Source organism: Pedobacter sp. Bi27, from assembly GCF_918698255.1.
Classification (GTDB): domain Bacteria; phylum Bacteroidota; class Bacteroidia; order Sphingobacteriales; family Sphingobacteriaceae; genus Pedobacter.
Window position 1 is genome coordinate 612,872 of record NZ_CAKKMW010000001.1, and the last position, 22,632, is coordinate 635,503.

General features: G+C 42.0%; 11 protein-coding genes. All 11 read right to left on the bottom strand.

Going from position 1 to position 22,632, the window contains the following annotated elements; translation table 11 throughout:
* Positions 1-35: 35 nt before the first annotated feature.
* The 11 genes from LQ227_RS02275 to LQ227_RS02325 all read right to left on the bottom strand — a co-directional run bounded on the left by LQ227_RS02275 (position 36) and on the right by LQ227_RS02325 (position 22,617).
* On the bottom strand, positions 36-6,872 hold the full coding sequence (locus tag LQ227_RS02275) for a cellulose binding domain-containing protein (RefSeq protein ID WP_230148068.1): 6,837 nt from the start codon (positions 6,870-6,872) through the stop codon (positions 36-38).
* A gap of 475 nt (positions 6,873-7,347) precedes the next feature.
* On the bottom strand, positions 7,348-8,565 hold the full coding sequence (locus LQ227_RS02280; RefSeq protein ID WP_230148071.1) for a thioredoxin fold domain-containing protein: 1,218 nt from the start codon (positions 8,563-8,565) through the stop codon (positions 7,348-7,350).
* 39 nt (positions 8,566-8,604) lie between these two features.
* The gene (locus LQ227_RS02285; RefSeq protein WP_230148073.1) at positions 8,605-9,813 is read right to left on the bottom strand and encodes a redoxin domain-containing protein; all 1,209 of its coding nucleotides are present in this window, start codon (positions 9,811-9,813) and stop codon (positions 8,605-8,607) included.
* Between the two features lie 9 nt (positions 9,814-9,822).
* Positions 9,823-11,247 carry a PKD-like family lipoprotein gene (locus tag LQ227_RS02290; RefSeq protein ID WP_230148075.1) on the bottom strand — a complete coding sequence of 475 codons (1,425 nt, stop codon included), beginning with the start codon at positions 11,245-11,247 and terminating at the stop codon, positions 9,823-9,825.
* Between the two features lie 11 nt (positions 11,248-11,258).
* The gene (locus LQ227_RS02295) at positions 11,259-11,996 is read right to left on the bottom strand and encodes a DUF4843 domain-containing protein (RefSeq protein WP_230143807.1); all 738 of its coding nucleotides are present in this window, start codon (positions 11,994-11,996) and stop codon (positions 11,259-11,261) included.
* A gap of 13 nt (positions 11,997-12,009) precedes the next feature.
* Positions 12,010-13,443, bottom strand: a complete 1,434-nt coding sequence (locus LQ227_RS02300) for a RagB/SusD family nutrient uptake outer membrane protein (protein ID WP_230143806.1) — start codon at positions 13,441-13,443, stop codon at positions 12,010-12,012.
* A 25-nt stretch (positions 13,444-13,468) separates the two neighbouring features.
* Positions 13,469-16,789 (bottom strand): SusC/RagA family TonB-linked outer membrane protein, encoded by a 3,321-nt coding sequence (locus tag LQ227_RS02305; RefSeq protein WP_230148077.1) that lies wholly within the window; start codon positions 16,787-16,789, stop codon positions 13,469-13,471.
* Positions 16,790-16,999: 210 nt separating this feature from the next.
* Positions 17,000-18,112, bottom strand: a complete 1,113-nt coding sequence (locus LQ227_RS02310) for a FecR family protein (protein ID WP_230148079.1) — start codon at positions 18,110-18,112, stop codon at positions 17,000-17,002.
* A 176-nt stretch (positions 18,113-18,288) separates the two neighbouring features.
* Positions 18,289-18,888 (bottom strand): RNA polymerase sigma factor, encoded by a 600-nt coding sequence (locus LQ227_RS02315; RefSeq protein ID WP_230143801.1) that lies wholly within the window; start codon positions 18,886-18,888, stop codon positions 18,289-18,291.
* A 438-nt stretch (positions 18,889-19,326) separates the two neighbouring features.
* Positions 19,327-20,841 (bottom strand): glycoside hydrolase family 32 protein, encoded by a 1,515-nt coding sequence (locus LQ227_RS02320; RefSeq protein WP_230143800.1) that lies wholly within the window; start codon positions 20,839-20,841, stop codon positions 19,327-19,329.
* Positions 20,842-20,898: 57 nt separating this feature from the next.
* On the bottom strand, positions 20,899-22,617 hold the full coding sequence (locus LQ227_RS02325) for a RagB/SusD family nutrient uptake outer membrane protein (RefSeq protein WP_230148082.1): 1,719 nt from the start codon (positions 22,615-22,617) through the stop codon (positions 20,899-20,901).
* Positions 22,618-22,632 lie beyond the last annotated feature (15 nt).

A 22,632-nucleotide genomic window follows, 5' to 3' on the forward strand; every position in this document is an offset into this window, starting at 1 on the left:
GCCCTTCCTGAACGGATATAAATTAAAATCAAAGACTAATTGATAAGCACTTTGCCTGCATACTGTTTATTGAGAAGCAAAATATAAAGCCCCGCAGACACCTGTCGCTGCAACTGCACTTCTATATTACCAGAATTGTTAAGCGCAGATTTTGAATACACGGTGCGTCCGGTTAAATCTACTAACTTCACTTCCACATCCTTCTTTAACAGGTTTGCAGTTGTGGTAATATTAAACCTGTTGTTTGTTACCGGGTTTGGATAAATTACCGTACTGCTGGCTAAATTAATGCTGGATTCTTTTGGTGCTGCAATGGCCAACTGGTTATTTGTACCGGTAGGCAAAGTGCCATAAATCAAGTCTCCCCTGTAGTAAACACACACATGGTTATTTTCAGCAAAACTACCAGGTTGGTAAGAATGGTCATTTAACTGATTAAACGCTGACCAGTCTGACTTGGCAATCCGGTACTGAATGTTTCCTGTTCCACTTAAGGGATGTAGTTTACCAGCACTCGAATCTACTTTCAGTTCCAGGTATGCACCACCATTAGTGACTATTGATGGACTTATAGCCACAAACTGCCCCTGGATTTTAGACGCTCCCAAATTGGCATAGTCTGCCCAGAAGTTCAGGCTTGCTGCACTTTCAGGGGTAAAGAAATACCTGATGGAAATATCTTTGTAATCTACTGGAGTATTGCCTGTGTTCTCTAGCTTTAAATAGGTACTGATTGTGCTGCTTCCAGCATTTTTACCCTCTGTAAGTACTTTAAGGCTTTTGGTTTCCGTTATCAACGCTGGCTCATCTCCCCATATCAGGGTTCCGTTACGGTATAAAGTAATTTTGCTATTGTCGGCGTAGGTAGAACCTGTACGATAAGAAAAGTCGTTATTTTCGGTTAAGTTTGCCCAGTTTGAGTTGGCAAGGCCCGATTCGATAATGCCCGAACTGCCCCCAGCGCTAAGTGTTCCTGCGGTAGCATCAAAGCTGTATTCGATATAGCCATATGCATCGTTCCTTGGCTGAGGTAACGCAACATATTTGGTTTTAACCTTGCTGTTGCCTATCTGCGCATAATCTATCCAAGTATTAATGCCTGCAAAATTTTCTGCTGTAAGCCAGTACCGGGCTGTAAGCATGCTGTAACTGGTTGAAGTGGTATCCTCATTTACGATCTTTAACTTTGGCCTGATTACATTGTTCGATTGCTGTCCGTTGTCACCATCAGCCGATAAAACCTTTAAATTTAAAGGCAGTATAGTTAGGTTTTGAGTAGCACTGGCAGCATTGTATGTTTCATTTCCGGGCTGACTGGCTGTAAATACTGTGGTTCCGGCTTTTAAGATTCGCGCCACGCCATTTGTAACCGTAGCTACGCTTTCGTCAGAACTGCTAAAACTTACAGGAATACCAGAAGAAGCGGAAGCCTCAAGGGTAAAATCTGCATCGCCAAGAACTTTCGGCGCAATGGCAGCGAAGTTTATGGTCTGTACATTTTTAACGGTCAATACCTGTGATACAGGGGTTGCAGCCATGTACTGGGCATTTCCGGCCTGTGAAGCTGTGATTGTTGTAGTACCCGCAGTTAGAATGTGAAGTTGTCCATTCACTATTGTTGCAACATTAGGGTCTGAGCTGCTATAGCTTACGGTTAAACCCGAGCTTGCTGTTGCGCCTGCATCAAAATCAGCTTCACCAACCGTTTTTTGAGCCAGGGCGTTAAACGTGATGGTTTGACTAAGCACTGCGTTCAGCATCTTTATTTCCGTTGCCGTCAGTGCTTTGCTGTAGATCCTGAAATCATCCAGGGTTCCATTTAACATAGGGTCAGGCCATTGAGACTTGCCAAGATAGTTCAGGGTAGTATTTCCCAAACTTAAAGGCTTTAATGTCATCGCGTTGTTGCGCCCAACTTCCGTCCCATTAATATACATAATAGCCTCATTACCTGATTGCGTTACGGCAATATGTGTCCATACACCCGTTGCAATGGCAATATTACTGTTTAAAATCAGCTCTCCACCACCGGCTTTAATGGCATAACGAGGGTTCCCGGCGCTGCTTTTCGGTGTAAGGAACATATAATTCGTAGTTCCTGTACCAAAGTCAAAAATACGTGCCCAGTTAGATATACCATCCATTTTAACCCAGGTGGCAATAGTAAAATCATTTAAGGTGCTTACTACAGATGTAGGAAGCGTCGCATAACCATTGGCCGTGCCATCAAAACGAAGTCCATTGTTAATCTTTCCCGCAGTCCAGGTTGCTGCGGTTTTCAGTGTACCTGTACGGCTACCCCAAACATCTGTAGCGGTTATGCCATTGGCTTCGTCAAAAGGCCAGTAACTGTATTTACTTACAGATGGCTTTGCACTGATCTCTGCACTGTTGGGATTTTCAATTATACCATCTATTGTTGCGATTGTATAATAATAGGTAACACCATTGGTTAAACCCGTATCTAAATATTCTGAACCTTTGATGGTTGCAACGGTTGCATAAGGGCCACCCGGTGTTTCAGAACGTTTGATACGATACGAATAATTAGCGTTTATAACCGAGTCCCATTGAAGGATGATTTGAGCATCACCAGGGGCAGCGATCAAGCCACCTACAATATTGCTTGAAATCTTTAAAGAAAGAGCGGCTGTATCTGCTCCGGCACCGTTTGAAGCGGTTAACGTAACTGGGAAAAGCCCAAATTCGGCCGGCATTCCAGATATTACACCTGTAGTGGCATTTACACTCAATCCGGCAGGAAGACCAGAAGCATTAAAGCTGGTCGGTGATTTGATAGCTGTAATTGTATAAGAAAAATTCTTGCCAATGATTGCAGTATCAGTTAATGCACTGGTGATGGTTACACCTATAGTACGATCGTCAAGCAATACCACGTCATTACCAGTTCCACCTCTGTACGTAACACGAAAATTGTAACCGCCTGCCGAAATAAGAGATAATTCAGGCAGATCTTTGAAAGTACCATTTATAGGTAAGGTTCCGGTATTGTTAACGATGGTATATGAAGTTCCAGAAGGAAGTACTCCCGCAATCGGAATTAACACAAGTTTCGGACTGTTTAACAAAATAACACTTGTTGCTGTAATTTTATCGCCAGTGCCATTTCCCAGGTTAATTTCTGCAGTGTAAGTGGCATCAGCCTTCATGGTAAGTGCTCCTACTTTAAGCGTACCGATCGCTGACGCTCCAGGTTCCAATATCGCACCTGGTCCGCTTCCGGTTCCAATGGTAGCCGATGATTGAATTACTCCCGTGCCTGCCAAAGTACCTTCTTGTACAATTATCGGGCTGTTGAAAACTCCACTGGCTGCATCATTAGCTATTAATAGTCTTCCCTTTTTTACAGTAGTGGTTCCGTTGTAGAGCTGGTTACCGTACATTCGCAAAGTACCTGTACCTACTTTTTCAACCGTCAGATTACCACCAAGAGCGTCAATGGTTCCTCCATAGTCGCAATATGTATTTAGTGCGCCAATGCTGATAACCGGCGAATTACTCCCGGCGGTACGAATATAACCACGTCCCCTAAGGGCTCCAAAATGGATCGTTCCGGTTTTAAAACTTAGATTCTGGCAATCAGGCGCATTGGCATCAAGTAACCAGTCTGCCTTTGCACTTCCAGATTCGGGGACCATGAAGCGAATCCGCTGGGCCCCGCTTCTAAATATCGAGGTAAAGGTACCGGTATACTCGCTATTATCTCCATACAAATTCAAACCGGCATAGTAATTTCCATCATGCGCTATGTTACCAGAACCTAATAGTTTTCCGTAAAGGTTTATTGCAGCGTAATCTTCATACAAACTACTCCTGGTTCCGGGCAACACTTCTATGTCGTTATATAACGATAGTCCCGCATCGGGCGGAGCCTGTAGCAGCCCTCCGTTCATTATGATCTTGCCTGTGCCCAATGGCCCTGCTGTAGGATGGCTGGGCGTTCCGGTTCCGTAGCCCGATGCAATTACCTTACCACTAATAATCGTCGTATTTCCTGAATAAGTATTATTGTTTCCTTTAATATAAAAATTTCCCCAAGAGTTCATCCTTAAAGAACCCGTACCGCTTATTATCCCATTCAAAACAACGCCGCCACCTGTACTCACACTTACCTGATCAGTCAATTGTAAAGCAGTCGTAAATGTCTGAATTCCTGACGAGTTGTTAACCAGGTCGTTTTTCAGTGTTAACCCATTCCCTGCAATAGTATAGGAATTCGCATCAGGTGCAAATTGAATCCTTGAGGCTACCAGACCGGTTAGGTCATTCGTTAGTAACGAATCCGTAGTCGAGCCAAACGTTAATATGGCCGGATTCGCAGGAAGCATATTTCCCGTCCAGTTAGCGGCCAGGTTCAATGAATCGGTAAGTGGTGTTGGGCTCCATATTGCCGAATTCGCACCCGGTGAGCCAAAGGCTTCTAACGAATTAGCACTTTCCTTTGTAGCCCCTAATGACGAAAGTACATAGAAGTATGGATTGCCACTGGTAACATTTGTGTCGGTATAGCTCGTCGTACTTACCGTTGCGACCGTAGTATACGGACCACCACTTACAGTACCTCGTTTTACTTTATACGAAGAAGCACCGTTGGCAGCATCCCATAGAAGATTGATCCGGTCGCTTTGATTGGTTATTACAGGGCGCCCCGGAATACCTGGAGGAACGTTAGCAAAAACTACGTTCGAATTAGCACTTTCCATATCACCTGTAAATGCCGTAATCACATAATAGTTATTTACTTCAGGTACAGGAGCAGGATCTGTAAAACTGTTGAGGGTAATAGCTGCCTGAATAGTGCTATATGGGCCTCCTGCTGCTAATGAACGTTTTACCGAATAACCGGTAGCGGTCGCTGAAGCTGGCCAGCTCAGTTTGATCTGTGTATTATTAACAACTGATGCCACAACAGAAGTGATCGCTGCAGGAGCCTGGTTATTGAGCACTTTCAGGATCAAAGTTGCAGTGCCGCTGCCTATGGCATTGGTAGCTGTTAGTGTTACTTCGCTTTGTCCTAATCCGGTAGGCGTGCCGGAAATAATACCGGTAGCCGCATTCAGGCTAAGCCCTGCAGGCAAACCGCTGGTACTATAAGCAGTAGGACTGGCACTGGCACTGATGTTATAACTGAAAGGTTGGCCAATGGTAGTTGTGGCAGTGGTAGCACTGCTAATTACCGGAGATCCCGCCGGTGCAGATTGGCTATAGCCTACATTACTGAACGTGGTTGTATTATGTAACGATGTATTATTAGAGATGGTGTAAAAACCGAGGTACAACTCTGCCGGGAAACCGGTTGCTGAATACCAGCAACTAAGATTCGTCCAGTTAACGCCATCCTGCGAGTGGTAAGCAAATATGCGGGTGTTTACACGTTCAATTTTTAACCACCACGGGGCTTTCGGCTGTCCATGCCTTCCTACACCGCCATTTGCCCCGAGCGCAAGATCCCAAAAACGGGAACCGGGCGCTAATGATTCGCGAAACATAACACCCGAGCTTCCGGTAGTAAGCGACATATTTTCAATTTTTATTACAAGGCCAGCATCACCACTAATTTTTTTAAAGTTGAAAGTGAAGGCATTACTGGTGGAATTTCCGGCGCCCTTAAGGGTCCAGATTCCATTATTGAAGGATGCGCTGCCTGCGAGTCCGGGGTTACCGATGTCAATATTGGTCAGGTTACTTACTGGCTGCACATGCTCGGAAGGATAAAATACAGGGGGCAAACTAACCGCAGTAGAAGTATCGGATGATTTTAGATATAAGAACTCCCCTTGGGTACCACCCAAAGCGGCCCGCATCCTATCGGTTTGAGGAGTAGGTATTCCCTTACGCCTGTTATATGCGTTATGAATAATATTGGTCATCCCCCATGGTCTTCCTCCAGGCTTAATTCCCCAGTTGGTCCAATAACTGGCATAGCCCCCAAAAGGGATATAAGTCATGGTATCCCCATCAAAAGCAAATTTATGATACAGCTCAGCGATAGCCAATACCCGGTTGTTTAACTCGGAAAACATATCAACCCTTTGCTTCCAGGCAACTTCTGCACCCCATACCAGGGCAGTAGCCTGCACTCCCCAGTGATCATCGCGGCCTGTATCACCTGTTTCGCCATTGGGCAACGAGTTACGCATGCCTCCGCCGGCATCCATCCTGTACACTTCAAGCGCCTGGTTAAACCGGGTTACATCATTACAGAAAATCGATGCTGCGAGGGCTGTTTTTAGCTGAATAGCACCTTTGTTCTGGTCGCGTAATGGATTAGGTACAAAGGATGTCGGAAATAAGATATTAGCGAAATAGTTTTCAACATGCTGAGTATTGGCTGCGGTCCAGCCGGGAAACGTATAACGGAGTATTTCAGCCGCTACGCCCCAATCCTGGGCATGGTCGCCAATGTCCAGATTATTTTCAATACCGCCCCAATAGGTATTGGTAACTGCCCAGGCATCCAGCATGTTGGTTGCTTTTCGGGCATAGGCACTATCCGCAGTAAAAACATACATAAAGGTCAGATTGCGGATAGCAACCATATCGTTTATCCACGCATTGTTATTCAAGTGCGGGGCACGGCTTACCGTAGCATATGGCCCTGCCATCACGTAGTTCAACTTAGACTTGCCGTCATTTTTAAATGCATTGTAAGCCGATAACCATGGTTCCTGGGTAATGTTGGCTTTTAACTGATTCAGGTCAGCCTGGTTTAAAGCGATACCCGGGTGGACTAAGGTCTGAACCTGGGCTTTTGATTGCTGAGCGCCGATAAATGTCAGAACGGCAAAAAAGAAAAAAAACAGGTTCTTTTTTGCCATCAGTTTTAGCTGATAAAGTAAAAGTTTTTTCATAAGGATGTAATTTAGTTGGTTATAGATCAGATTTTTGAGCGCTGATTTCCATAAGGACACATGATATTAACTTTGATACTTAGGTATTTAAAAAATATTTTTAGAAATAACTATAATTAGTGTTCTAAAGTATTCTATTTGTGACGCGTGATGGCTTTGTATTTATTATTCGACGAATGTGTATTAAATAACATACAACACGTACGACAAAGCATAAAACTATGATAGCTGCACTTACTGTCGCCAGAATATACCATTGCAGTTTTACATTATAATACCGCACAACCATGTTATGCCTCGGTAACAGCGCACTATTTTTAATGCAGCATATTCTATATATGGTAAATCGGGCGCGTTATTTCCGTATGGAAATGCTTGCTTACAGAACAAGCCTATTGCTGAGGCTTATGTCAGGACACAATAAAAAAGGGATGCAGTGTCATGAACTGCATCCCTTTTACTTAATCTTAAAGGTTTATTCGCCTTTTTTCATTTTGTCGAGCGTAACCTGGTATTTCGCTTTATTTTCGGCTGCAACCAGGTCTACCGCTTTCTGCTGCATGGCAATCGCCTGGTCCTTTTTGCCCAGCTTATACAGCAGGTTGGCATAGGTGTCGAGGTAGGCAGGCTCCTTGGCTTGGGTCTCATCCACGCTGCGTTTACTCCAGCTCAACGCCTCAGTAATACAGTCAGTATCTTTACAGTTTTCAAAAACCGCCCATGCAAAGAAATTCAACCTATCAGCGGTTACTTCGGCACCGTATTTTTTCATATAACTTAGTAAGGCCGGCTGAAATTTATCCCATTTTTTGTCGGCATGGAAAACCTGAATCTTTATCAGTTCGGTAGCCTTGCTGATGTCTACTGTTGGGTATTTCGCCTGTACGGCGGCAACCAGTGAATCTACATTAGCATTGGGCTTTCGAAGTCCGGGATAAATGTTTTCCTCCAGAACAACGGCGCTCAGGATTTCATTTGATTTTCCTTTTCCCAGAACGGCATCTGCTTTTTCAGGATCTTTTAGCATCAGTTCAAATCCCTTGCTTTGGCTGCTTTTGGTGTATTTCCTCACAAACTCCAGGTTCTCTTTGGTATACAGGTCTTTTTGTGTAGCGATGTAAGCACTGGCAAACTTTTCGGAGTTTTCCTCATCATAGGCGGCCTCGGCACTAATTGCCAACTGTTTCAGGGTCTCAGGAGCAGCATTTCCAGACTCGCTTTTTTTCAGTAGCGTGTAATATTGGGTTTCCGGATTCAGCGCCATCTTCGCTTTGGCGATAAATTCATCTGCCTCACCGCCACCCACAATACGGTGTACAAGATTGCCCTGCGGAGAAAAGATCAGAAAAGTAGGATAGGCATTTATCTTGAACGCTTTGCTCATCGATTGGGCATCTGCATACCAGCTTTTAACTTCTTCGCTGTCATTTTTGGTCTGGTCGAACTGTACCTTAACATTTACAAAGTTTTTGTTGAAGAATTCACCGACCTTTTCCTGCGGAAAAATGGTACTGGCCATGTATTTGCAAGGCCCGCACCAGGTTGTAAAGCAGTCTACCAAAAGGTATTTGTTCTCTTTTTTAGCTTTATCTTTTACCTCCTGCCAGGAAAGTCCATGTTCAAAATGTGTGCCTTTAACCTGAGCCGTACCAATAAAAGGCAGCAACAGGAATATTAAAAATAATTTTTTCATACAGTTTGTTTTCTATGAGTTTCTTTGGGTGATTACATTTTAACGGGACAATTCTATCATGGTTGAAAGTTGCCTAACGGCAACCTCATTTGGCCAAAGTAATCCCAGCTCCTTGAAACGTATTTTACCATTGCCATCAATAATAAACTTTGCGGGGATTCCTGAAACGCCAAATGACGATACTGCAGGGTTCTTTTTTGTAACGGAATCTTTAGTATCCATATACAATGGTAAATCCAGGTTATGCGTTAACAAATAGTTCACCGCATCAGGCTTGGGGTTTGGAACCGTTTCCCAAGTGTGTATAAACAAAAATTTCACCGTCGGGTCGTTTTTATATTTATTAACCATCATTTGCATTGCCGGCAGTGATTTCTTACAGGGTCCACACCAGGTTGCCCAAAAATCAAGAACAATGGTTTTTCCTTTAAAGTCTGACAAGGATACTTCTTTACCATTTATGTCTTTGACTTTAAATTCAGGTGCCTGCTCCGACATCATTTTGGCTGCTATTTCTGCTTTATATTTGTCGTTAAACTGCTTGGTTAAAGTAGCCAGGTAAGCATTTGAATCTTTCCCCGGATGCTCACTTATATAGGCTTTTTTCAGTTCATTCTTAAAGTCATCATCGGCCAAGCCTAACAAAACTGCTTTCTCCAGTTCAGGAAGCGCTTCCTGGTACCTGCCGGTTTTGCTCATCAAATAATAATACTGTGCAGTCAATCCTGCATTTTTTTTGTTAGCCTGCTCATAACACTCTTTTATAGCAGCGAAAGCTTTCTCATGATCGCCCAGTTTATCCGCCACCTGACTATATAGCTGTAATAAATACAACCGCTCTTCTTTTGCGTTTGTTGAGTTGTTTAATTCTTGCTTAACCAAAGTTTCAGCTGCTTTCAAATCATAAGTCATTAAACCGGTAGTAACATTTTCAACATACATAATTCTTGCAGTTTCCTGAATCTGGTTAAAATAATATAAAGCCTTCTCAGAATTTTTTGCTACTATAAAATTATCTACGAGTATAGCTCTGTATTGGTCAAAGCTTTCGTTTGGATGGGCTTTGACAAGGCGATTAACAATGGCTTCTTTCTTTGAAAGATCAATAAATAGCTTCATAGAATCGAGACTTGCTTTATAAGCCGGTTGTGCCTGCTGGGTAAACGCAGACTTTCCTATAGCCAGGATTGCAATGAGCAGGACTATTTTTTTCATGATCGTATATGTTAAATAATTAATATAATTCAATTGGGTTGTTTATAGGTTTTGTCTGGCAGGAGCAATTTGTATAATTTCACCAAAGCCGGTAAATTTCTTGGTATAGGTACCATTACTAAATTCCCCCTGACCATTGATACTGAAATAATAAACTTCACCCGCTGCACCATTATTAACGCCGATCACCAATTGTTTACTGGTGCTACGCAACATTTCAATGTCTTTAATTACGTATCCTGATGGAAAAGTGTAAATCAAACGTGCGGCGTTTGCAAGCATATCGTACAAATAAACCTTGTTGCCAACAGTGTAGTAAAGTTGTTTTAAAATTGATGAGGTTGCGAAGTTAGTTGCGCTTCCTATTTCCGGACTGTTCGTCATTTTTTGGTTAACGCCAGGGAAACTGTTGTCTGAGTCGCCTGTTAACGACATCAGGTAACGACCATTATTGTCTTCCATAATGTAATACCACTCAATACCTTCCTGGGATAACGTAGTTACGCCACGATCATAGGCAATCATTTTCTTACCTACATTTGCCATATCGAAAGGTCTCGATGGTGTTGCAGGCGATTGCTCAAGGACTCTAGACAAAATTCCCATCTGCATAAAACTCATCGTTGCATTATTGTAAAAATAGGTCGTGTTAAAATTGCCTGGGAAAACGCCTGGGAATAAATCATAATTGCCGGGGATGCGTTGTGATAAGGGTTTCAGATTTTCAGAATTTGTTCCCGAAACACCAACATACAGACTACCATCAGCAACAATATACTGTTCAAATTTTGAGGTATTCATGATAAATGCCGGTGCAGTTTTAAATGGAAGCGGTGTTGCCAATCCTGGAAGTATCGAACTTCTATCACCAAGTTCTAACCAATCGTTCATGTTAAAGCGATACACATTTTGATCAGTGAAATAATAAAAGAAACCACCTTTTCCAAAATTGTATAAGGCCAAGGGTTTTCCCGGATAGGTTTTATTGTTGGCCACCTCCATAGGGTTATCAAAAATCACGTCATCCGTCCGGATCAAAGAAGCTTTACCCTTTCCATCCCTGCTGTTGAGCACATACCAGCCATCCGGGTAAACACCATTTACTGTGATGGTATAACGCTTCAGCGTGTAAATACCATTTTTATTACTCGTTACTCTGTAAATTATGGAATAAGTGCCTGGACTTAAGGTTACTTTAATGCGTAAATTTTTAGTTTTGGCAATCGTTGTCGAATCAATTGTCCAGCTATATGTAAATGAATCACCTTCGGGCATTGTTTGGGCCAATGTTGGTGTAATGATCAGCGAATCCAGTTGTGGAACCGTGAAAGCGGTTATAGCATCTGTAATCTTAATGTCGTTGATTTGATCATATTTAAACGATTGATTGTCTTTTTTGCAGGCAGCAAATGCCAGCATAATTAGAATAAAAACTGGGCTGAGCTTTAAAAAGTATTTTAAATGCATAATATTTTAAATTAAGGGAACGATATCTGTTGACCGTTCTCATCTAACAATGGACCATTTGCAGCCTCATAAGCGGCCAGTGCATTCCTTAGGGTAACCGGAAAGTTCAGTAAACCATCAGAACCAATCTTATCGTAAGAAAAATCGGTTATACCCAATGTCTTCACCATAAACTTGTATTTTACGGCACTGAATTCTCCAAAATCCGCCTGGAGATAGATCCAATAAGCAGGCTCAATATATTGGCTGGTTACATCTACCTTCAGATACCTGAAGTTTTCTTCTGTACCAAGATTGATGATCGTAGCAGGTGTCTGTCCTAAAGTACCCAAAATAAAGTCTTTAGTTTCTGCGGGCTCCAGCACAATTCTGTACACATTTTTGGCCATTCCGGCAGAATTGAGCAATATTAACGGATAATTAAATTTCGATACTCCTGCTGGAATGGTAAATTCTTTCAGCTCAAAATCTACGCCTGCAGTCGCGGTTGTTCCCTGAGCTGTTTTGAGTAGTACCGTGCGCGGTTTATCGGTTAACTTACCTGTGATGCGCATTGGTATAAATAAGGTGTCTCTTTGCTTTTGAGTCGCTTGCAGCGCAAATGAGTAGCTTCTTACTGCAGTGGTATGCAAAAGTTCGTAAGTGTAGGCAAAGAAACTGATGCCATCCTTTCCCTGATAGGTTTCGACTGCTTCTTTCTTGCAGGAAAAAAGACAGGTTACTATCAATATATATGATAAGTATTTCATAATACGAGTTTGATTAGTTTCCATAATTCGGATTAAATTGAAGTTCAGCATCTGGAATTGGGAGTTTGTAGTCCGCTGGGGTCATGTTGATGTTGCGGAATTGCATTCTTAGTGCTTTAATGCGCTTATAGTAAAAAAACAACTGGCCTTCTGCATAAAATTCCTTCTGGTATTCCTTGGTGATTGCAGCTGTAAGATCGGTGGCTGTGAGCGTTGTTGCCAGATTGGAAAGCCCCCTGTTTTGGCGCACCGTATTTAAATACCCAACGCCTGCAGCTGGTGTTTCTGCAGTTTCAGCCAGGATGTAGTACATTTCTGAAAGACGTATACCCGGTACATACTGATCTAATAAATTATCGGTAATTGTAGTGGTAGCGGTTGAGGCTTGCCAGAACTTAGATGGGAACAAGCCTCCTCCATCCTGCTCTAAACGGTAAACGAACCTGATGTCTGTACCACCACCGGATGAAGTTTCGTACAGCGTAGCAAAATTAGCAGGAGTACGCGTAAGGGTTTGATCTACAGCACCTCTAAATCTGAAGTAACGCTGTACAGTTGGCAATATATCCCTAACCCTGATCATGAATACCTGCTCATTGAAATATAGGCGGTCGCGTACCACCAATCCTGAGCTAATGGCACTTGCCGCAGCTTGAGTTACGAACGTATATTTACCCGAACTGATTACTACATTTGCAGCGGCAGCAGCACCAGCTTTATCCCCACTGTATAATCTTATTCTTGCTTCCAGTGCTTTTACGCCGTAGTAATTTAACTTATTCCGTCTGCTCCTCAAATCGCTGGTTACAATCGGGTCAACCGCTAGCAACAGATCTGCAGCCTCTTTCAGATCGGCTAAAGCAAATTTGACCAAGTCAGCAGTTGTAGCAGGTATAATTGCGTTTTCGTTTACATCTTTTTTATAAGGGATGGCTTTTAAATTAGCACCCGCAGTATATTCAGGACCGAACATCCGTAATAAATCAAAATGTATAAACGCCCTTAAAGCTAAGGCTTCACCGCGCAGCTGTGCATATGAATTATTGCTTAGTACAGAACGGTTTATTTCCGTATTTGCAATTATTTTATTTGCTGCAGCAATTGCACTGTAACTCGAAGACCAGATGGCATTGGTGTATCCTACTACTTCCGTTGAAGCATAGTTTAGGAGTTGTGTTTGTTGCAGCGAAACACCTGCACTGGTATTGAGTGTTGAATAATTTTGTGCCAGGGCAGAAACGAAGCCCATAGAAAGGTTATCTCCGTAAAGATTGCTACCAGCCAATTGGCCGTATACGCCTGATAAAGCCTGTTGAAAACCAACTTCTGAAGTAAACAGCTGTTCTTCAGATAGACTCGTTTTGGGCTGTACATCCAAAAATTTCTTACAACCGGAAAACACCGCACCTATTGCCAGAATTCCTATAATTAATATTGTTCTTTTCATTGGGATATGAATTTATCTTTTGAATTTAAAATCTTGCACTTAAGCCGAATGTATATTCTCTGGCAAAAGGATTATCTGTACCACGTTCAATTTCAATGGAACTAAAGGTGCCCAGGTTGTTCGTAGTGGCACTAACACTAAGGTTTTGCAAGCCTAATTTTTTTACCAATGCGGTTTTAAATTGATAACTCAAATTAATTGAGCTGAGCTGAATGTTATTATCGCGTTGAACGAAGCGTGAAGTAAGCTTTGTTGGTGTCGGGAAGGTGGTAATCCTGCGGTATGGGCTCAAACTTCCAGGTCCCGTCCAACCTAGGTCGTACGCTCTTCGGTCTACGTTGTTGCGTGCATCAACGGCCTCTACCCGGTTTAATAACGTACTATTATACAGATCAGCACCATAATTATAATTGAAGCTAAAATTTAAGGCAAAACCTGCATATAGGAAGTTTGAATTGATGGCACCTGTCCACTTGGGGCGGGTATCACCAACATAGGTCTTGTCATTAACGTCCCACACAAAAGTTGGGGTACCATCTGCTTTCAGGTAAACTTCCTGGCCGGTAACGGGATCAATGCCTAGCGACCTTACCGCATAAATAGCCGTGGTCGACTGACCTTCAATGAACTGTGCATTTTCGGAAGTCTGATTGGCGTTATTTGTATTTAATGCGGCATTGAAGGCTTTAAGTTTACCAGAAAGTTCTTTCAATACAGATTTGTTAGTGGCGGCGTTTACAGAAACATTCCACTTTAAGCCTTTGCGAGGTTCAGACAGTATAGTATAACCGAGGTCAAATTGCAATCCCCTATTTTGAATTTTACCTAAATTTTCGGTATATGAAGGGAAACCGGTACTAGGTGCCAGCGAAACTGTAGTTAACGCATTCTGAGTTACTTCATTATAAAATTCTGCATTAAAAGTCAAACGGTTGTCCAGAAATGATGAAGCAATACCAATGTTCGACTTCAGTACTTGCTGCCAGCTCAGATTGGGATTGCCAAGTGCACCGGGAAAAGCTCCTACCTCGCCGAAATAACCGGTGGACGTACCCAGATTGTACCTGAATTGTGCGGCGTAAGGATCTTGTACAGATGTACCTGTAGAACCGTAACTACCGCGAATCCTCAACAAGTTAATTATTCTGCTATCCTTAAGGAATTGTTCATTATGTATGTTCCATCCTAAACCTGCAGACCAAAAATTACCAAATTTATTATTCTCTCCATAAGCAGAAGAGCCATCTCTTGTATAAGTAAAATCGGTAAAATACCGGTTATCATAAGAGTAGTTTGCACTTCCTGTATAAGAAAGATTGTTAATTGTACTTTCAGTTCCGGTAGGCCTGCTGTTCAAATATTGTGCAGCAAACAAGATATTGTCCAGACGATCGAATGGGAAACCCTGCGTAGATACATTATATGAATTTAAGCTTGTACTGGCCAGCCTGAATCCTGCATATACAGTAATACCATGTTTTCCAAAATTCTTGTTGTAGTTCACAGAGCCTGTTCCGTCCATGGTAAAGGCATCACTGTTATCTTTCGAATAGGTACCTCGTGCACTTAAATCTGCGATTCCATTGAAACGGCTATCTAATGCGGAATAGAAATTATCTATTGTTCCGTTCACTTTTGTGATTCCAAGTGCGCCATTGAACCATAGTGATTTACTAAAGTCGTAACGTACAGTGGTATTGTTTCTTAAATTAAAGTTCTTATTTCTGTTGTTAATGGTGTTATAATTAATATCCATTAACGGGTTTAAGACCACAGAACTTCCTACACCGAAGCCCAAATCGATGTTTTCCAAGTACTTGTTTACATTACCGTTTTCATCGTAAGGTTTCCAGTACGGATTCAGATCCAGGTACTGACTAAATTCCCCATAAGGCGAATCATTAGAAATGACCTGAGTTGCAATCGTATTGTTTTGGAACGTTAATTTATTGGTTTTATAACTCAGCGTAAAACTTCCCGAATAATTTTTCCTGTCCTGTTCCTTCATTACGCCCTGTAAAAAATTCCCACTAAAAGTAAGGTTGAAAGTTAGAGACTGGTCGCCCCCACGTAATGAAAGGTTGGTTCTGTTGTTGATTCCTGTTTGAACAGGAATAGATTTCCAGTCTGTATTAACACCGCTCACCACTGCTTTATATCGTTCGGCATTAATGGCTTGCCCTCTATAACTGTTGAGAAAACCGACACGACGTTCGAAATCCAATTTTTCTTCCGCATTCAGCATATGGTAAACGGAAAGATCAGGAGATGATAAAGTGAAGTTATTGGTAATGGAAACTTCTACTTTTCCTCTCGGAGGAAGAATTGTTGTAACGACCATCACACCGTTACCGCCACGAGAGCCATACATTGCAGTGGCCGAAGCATCCTTTAATAAAGTTACCGAGGCAATCTGATTCATGTCCAGGTCTACAATTGCCTGTAAAGAAACCTGAAATCCGTCAAGAATGAATAATGGCGTATTTGGGTTGCCAACAAGCTCCGAACCCAGGGTTGGATAAGACGTTTGCCCACGCATGGTCACTTCCGGAAGCGCGTTGATATTCCCGCCTATCTTGTTATTGGGGATCATTCTGAAAGATGGATCAAGGGCAGCAATGCCGGCAAAGATATTTACGGGACTCACCGCCTTAAGCTCGGCAGCAGTTATGGTTTTGGCAGCTCCGGTGTAGGTACTTACCTTCCGGTCAACCATCCCTGTAATTACCATCTCATTTAGCGTAACCTGATTCTCCTCCATGTAAATGGTATAATTCGAATTAGGTGAGATGGGTACATCAACGGTTTTATAACCTACAAATCTGAACTCCAAAGAGGTTGCACCTGCTGATATACTGATAGTAAATTTTCCATTTTTATCCGTCTGAACGGTAGACTTTGTTCCCTTGATCGACACTGTAACACCCGGGATGGGCTTGCGTTCTTTGGCATCGCCTACAAAACCGGAAATGATTTCCTGCCTGGCCAGCTCACTTGCTTTGATGACCACAGTTTTGTTACGGATAACAAAATCCAGGTTTTGCGCTGCAAAAATCTGGTTAAGTACAGCAGACAATTCTACATCTTTAACATTGATGGTTACTGGCGACGAATTTTCCAACAAATTGTCCGTATAAAAAAAATTGTAACCCGTCTGTTGGTTAAGTTCTTTGAAGACAGATCGGAGTGAAGCATTCGACTTGGTTAAGGTCACTTTTTGGGCAAAGCTCGACGCACTCACCTGCAAAAAGCACGCTATTATAATTACGATGGTTAAGCGCATAGTTAGCAATAATTTAAGGTACAGCCGTTTAGGCATACCAAATTTCCTTGAATTTTGATACATTAGTAGTCGGTTTGGTTAAGCAGCCTCTTTTGCGTTGGACCGTACAGAGGACTGCGGTTATTAGTTTGATTTTTAATTGAATGTTCCAAACTTTTGCCAGGTCCTGATGGCTAATCAGGGCCTGGTTTCGTTCAACATGTCTTGAGTTAGTGTAATCTTTTCTTCATTTGGTTGGTTTAAGGTTAGTATTCTATTAATAGTTTAGTTTGTTTATTTTGATACATACACGGTTCGTCCTTTTACATCGAAATGGGCTTCCCCTGTTGACTCGACGATTTCAAGTACTTTTGACAGTTTATCAAATCTTGACACTTTGCCGCTGAAACGCTGGGTGGTTTTTTCACCAACGTAAACAACCTCCAAATTATACCATCGACTGATCATTTTCATGATTGTTTCAATGTGCTCACTTTCGACTACAAATTCATTGTTTTTCCAGGCAACAGCCAGATCGGTATCCGTTTCAATAATCTTTATTTTACCAGCGGATAACCTTGCTTGTTGCCCTGGTCTTAGCAATTTGTAGTTACCCGATGCTGAGAGCTTCACGCTTCCTTCCAGCAAGGTGGTTTTTTCTATTTCATCATCAGCATAACTGCTGATGTTAAAATGAGTTCCCAATACTTCTACTTCCTGCCGGTCTGTCTTTACAATAAATGGATGTTGCTTATCCTTAGCCACTTCAAAATATCCTTCACCACTAAGGGTAACTACCCGTTTTCCGTTTTCAATGAGGGAGGTGGTATAGGTGAGGCTGGAAGCGGCATTTAAATATACAAGCGATCCGTCGGGCAACCGCACCTGATAGGTTTCGCCACGGGCGGTAGACAAGGTATTGGATGCATTGGGATCCGAAACCTTTTCACTAACTCGATACACCAGTTTGCCATCGCCTGATTTAGTGATGACTATTCCTGATTCCCTTCCTATTTCGCCTTTGGATGCATTGGCTAAACTAATTTTCCTTCCATTTGCCAGAGTAAGTGTAGCGCCAAAATCCCCTGGTTTGATATCATGTACAGTTGTTACAGGGACAGTGGCAACCTTTTCGGATTGGTTATTAAAGAAATAAACACCGATGTATACTACGGCCAAAACGGCAGCAACAGCAGCGATTTGTAACCAAAGTTTAAGTGTTTTATTTTTACCTTCAGGTACGGCTTGTGCTGATTCATGTATCTGAACAAACAGATCCCGGTCTACCTTAGCCAGTACCCCGGCAATGGCAGGATCGGTTTCATAACGTTCGTCCTCAATTTCTAAAACGCCGATAATGAGATCTTTCAACACTTCCTGATCTTCATCAAGCTGAAAATACCTCATCAGACGCTGTGTTTCTTCAAGACTACAGCTATTATTAAGGTATTTTTTGAAGAGAATATGGAGTTGATCGGATGGCTTCAAGGTTCAATTTTTACAGCTAATACGGAGCTAAGCAAAAATATCCTTAGTCGGTTAATAAAAAATTAACAATTAATTTCCAAAATTAACGATCACCATCAAAAGCCTTTGAATAAAATACCTAAAACGATCGAAATGGTAAGTGTTGGAGAATCCCTAAAATACGTTTTAAGAAACCTATTGGCTTGCAGCATGTGGCTACTGATGGTTTTGGCACTAATGCCCATAATCTCCTCTACTTCTTTATAAGATTTACCCTCTAATTTACAGAGTGTAAATACCATTTTACGCTGAGGGGGCATCAGATTTATGGCGTTCTGCAATTTTTGGGCATCTTCTTTACTCAGCATATCTTCTTCAACATGAAGATAAAGCTCTGAACTTGAAGCAACTATTTTAGTCAGTAAACGTTTGTCTTTTGCCACTTTCCGAAAATAATCATGCACCAGGTTTTCCGCTATACGAAAGAGATATGATTTAAATGACTTTTCGGGATCAATCTGTGTCCGCACTTCCCATATTTTAAAAAAAAGCTCCTGCAGCATTTCTTTTACCAGGTCGTCAGATTTGAGAAGTTTGAATAAATTTCCGGCAATCCGGAATTTATAGTTATTGTATAGTATTTCAAATGCACGCTCATCACCGTTTTTCAATTGAAGCAATAAAGACTTTTCATCCGTGTGATTAATGTTGACCATTCGTCCGACAAATATACATTAACTTAAAAATACAAGGTAATAATAATTTCGGGGAAACGCCATTGGCATATATTTCAATGAATACTTACAGGATATTTATTTGCCAGGGTTTTGGTGATTAATGTTTTATCATAAGACAAATCCTATAGAAAGGTCGTCATTGCGAGGAACAAAGATAACCGAACGAAGCGAGCTCATGAATGCCTTTAAAAACAACTGCAAAAATGAATAATCTTAATGCGCACGCTGGTAGCGATCGTTGTAAGATTGCTTCGTCGGCTGAAAAAGCCTTCTCGCAATGACGATTCTTCGCAGCCTATCACTGCAAAAAAAACGTCTCTCTCATCTATTTTGATTTTTATAAAATAAATTACCCCCTCTTCGTAGGAGTCCTTTGGAAAGGATGACAAATCTATATTTAAGATACAACCTCTTACACTATTTTAATTGCTTCTCGTCAATCTTTGACAGAGAAAGACTGCTTAACTTCCTAACGGCTTTGCTCTGAATCTTGATTGTTTTAATAGCACTATCCGGAAAAAAGATATCTGTCATCACAGTTAATCCGTTATCAGCAAAAAGTTCTATAGATGCTACATCCAGGATCAAGCTAATATTGATTTTCTTATCGGCCAGTAACCTGGGCGCACTATGTTTTTTTGCAAATCCTTTTTCAAATGATGTTTCGCCAGATAGTGTCCGGTCGATAAAGTAACTGTTGTTCTTTTTGTCGTAGCCTATAATCAGCTTTTGTCCTTTAACGTTCGATAATATAATATTGAAGTCGCTGGTATTTTCAAGGCTAAGATCGAGTTTGAACTTTCCATCCAGAGCTTTGGCATATGCAGAAAGGTCAATCTCCTTATCAATAATAACAGGTCCTTTCTTATAAACAGGCTTTAATGATGGCGAAATTTCCTTTACAGGTAATGAACGAAGATAATAATCTCCATCTACACTTGCGAGCGATAAATCTCTGGCAATTGTTGTAGCGCCGCGCCAGGCCTTGGTAGGCACCTGGTTGGCATACTGCCAGTTGTTCATCCAACCAAGGAATATCTTCCTGTCGCCAGTGTTAGACCAGGTAACCCCTGCATAATTATCGGTTCCATAATCCACCCATTTCTCTTTTGTAGAATTTGGCACGAATTTATTCCCATCAAAGTTTCCTGTAAAGTATTGGGTTGCAGAACCTCCGTTAGGGCCTCCGGGATTGATGCTTACTAAAAGCACCCATACCGTTTTACCATTGCTTTTGAGTGGAAATAGATCCGGGCATTCCCAAACCCCACCATGGGCGCCCAGGTTGGCTCCAAAATCACTTTCGCGTTTCCAGGCTTTAAGATCTGGAGCGGAATAGAAAGTTATCCTGTCCTTTGTTGCTAAAGTCATGATCCATTTTTTGCCTTGCTCATACCACATTACCTTGGGATCCCTGAAATCACTTATCCCGGGGTTTGGAAGCACAGGGTTACCCTTATATTTAGTCCACGTTTTACCTTCATCATTACTATAAGCAATACTCTGGTATTGGTGCAGACCAGTCTTGGCCTCTTCGATTTTCTGGTTATGATGCGTAAATATTGCAACCATAGCATTTTTGCCAAATCCTGCGGTATTGTCTTTATCAATTACGATACTTCCAGAAAAAATAGTGCCCAGGCTATCTGGATAAAGTGCTATGGGCTTTTCCTCCCAGTTAAAGAAATCTTGGGTTGTCGCATGTCCCCAGTGCATAGGTCCCCAGGTTGTACCTCCGGGATGATACTGAAAGAAAAGATGGTAAACGCCATTATAATACACCATTCCGTTAGGATCATTCATCCAATGTGCCTTTGGTGAGAAATGGAAAGCTGGCCTGTATTTTTCGCCTCCTGTAGATTGAGCTTTAGAACCGACAGAAAATAGGCAAAAAAGCAAAAAGAATATCGATCTTATAGATTTGTTTTTCATGTTGTATTTTTAAAATTTAACAAATATCCAGGGAAGGCTCCCTGGACATTAGAAATATTACCATCCGTTGTTTTGTTTATATACCCCGCTACTAAAGTTAATCTGATTTAATGGAATTGGGAAATATTCATCCCTTCCTGCCGTAAACCGGGCATCTGCGAGATGGGCAACCCTTGATTTTTCGACTGTAAAATAAGCGTTCATAGTCTGCGCAGCAATCCCCCACCTCACCAAATCAAAAAAGTGATAACCTTCTGTGGCGAACTCAAGTCTTCTTTCAAATCTTAGGGCCTGCCTTGCAAAATCCTGGGTCCAGGTGCAATTTACCCCTGGTTGATAAAGCTGAACGTTATAGTTTGAAGTCGGGTTTCCAGCTGCATTTTTCAGTAGGTTACGACTTAGGTTTGCACGGTTTCTAACCTGATTGATCAGCGGAACAGCTTCCAATGGCCGCCCCAGCTCTATCAACACTTCTGCTTTCCAAAGCAGCACATCTGAGTAGCGGATGATCTGCCAGTTTTTCGAACTTCCGATAAATGGTGGAACTTTCTGAAAAGAAGCGTCATCTGGAAGTACTGCTTCTTTCATACTGGCAAACGCATCGTAAATAGCCGGTGCTCTTGACCAGGAGCGCTGGAATACAAATGTTGGCTTATATTTAAAAGGTGCACCTGGCTTGGCCACAGTATGATCAAGTCGTGGATCGAATGAACTGCTCTGAAAGTCGAGAGAAGCCGCCGCATCTGTATTGTTGTAGGTGGAAAAAAGAGGCAATCCGTCGGTTCCTGTTTTAAAAGCATTGATCAGGTCATGGCTGGGCACATTAAAACCGCAGCATCCATATTCCTGGTTCATCGGATAGTTAAGCGCATGCCCATAATCCAGCCTCCCCTTTGGTGTACCATCATCTTTTGAATACTGGATAGCAAAAACAGATTCCAGGCCGTTATCAGAAGCAGATAAAAAGTTGCTGGCATAATCCGTACTCAGGCTGAATTTGCCCGATGCGATGATCTCATCACATAATGTATTTATTTCGTTTAATTTAGCAGCATCAATACCGCTCACCGCGTTATTTTCGCTTTGGGTATAGGCCTGGTACAATAGCACTTTGGCTAAATAAGCTTTCGCAGTATTTTTGTTTACCCTGCCCTTATCGTTCTGATCTGTCGGTAGCGCTGTAACGGCCGCTCTGAAATCATCTGCAATCTTCGTCCAAAGCGCATCATTACTCAAGGCCTTGTTGGAAATGGACGGATAGTCGGCCTTTGCCATATTCTCATCGATAAAGGGAACGTATTTGAAAAGAATCTTTAGCAGAAAATAAAAATGTCCTCTTAAAAAGCGAAGTTCTCCCTGGCGTTGAACCTTGTTTGGATAGTCTGTGGCAGGCATGGCATTAACTCTTCTCAACGCATCATTAGCTCGACCGACACCAACATACAGTCTGAACCAAAGCTGGTCGATGAGTGCATTATCAGGTCTGTTAAGGGAAAATGTCTCAAACAAATGGAACTCTGAAAGGTCTCCAGGCCCATCCCCTCCTTTATAGGTGTCTCCTCCACGAACGCTTCCATACGGCCACATACTGGAATATGGAGAAGTATAGTGATCATTTCCAAGTGCAGAATAAGCTGCAATGACCATTTTATCAATATTCTCCGGAGTATTCAGATCATCGCCGGAAACCACGCCCTGTGCTGGCTCATCAAGTGCTTTTTCGCATGAGAAGAATAGGGTAGCGAAGAATGCCAGTGTATATATTAATTTTTTCATCTTTTGATATATCTA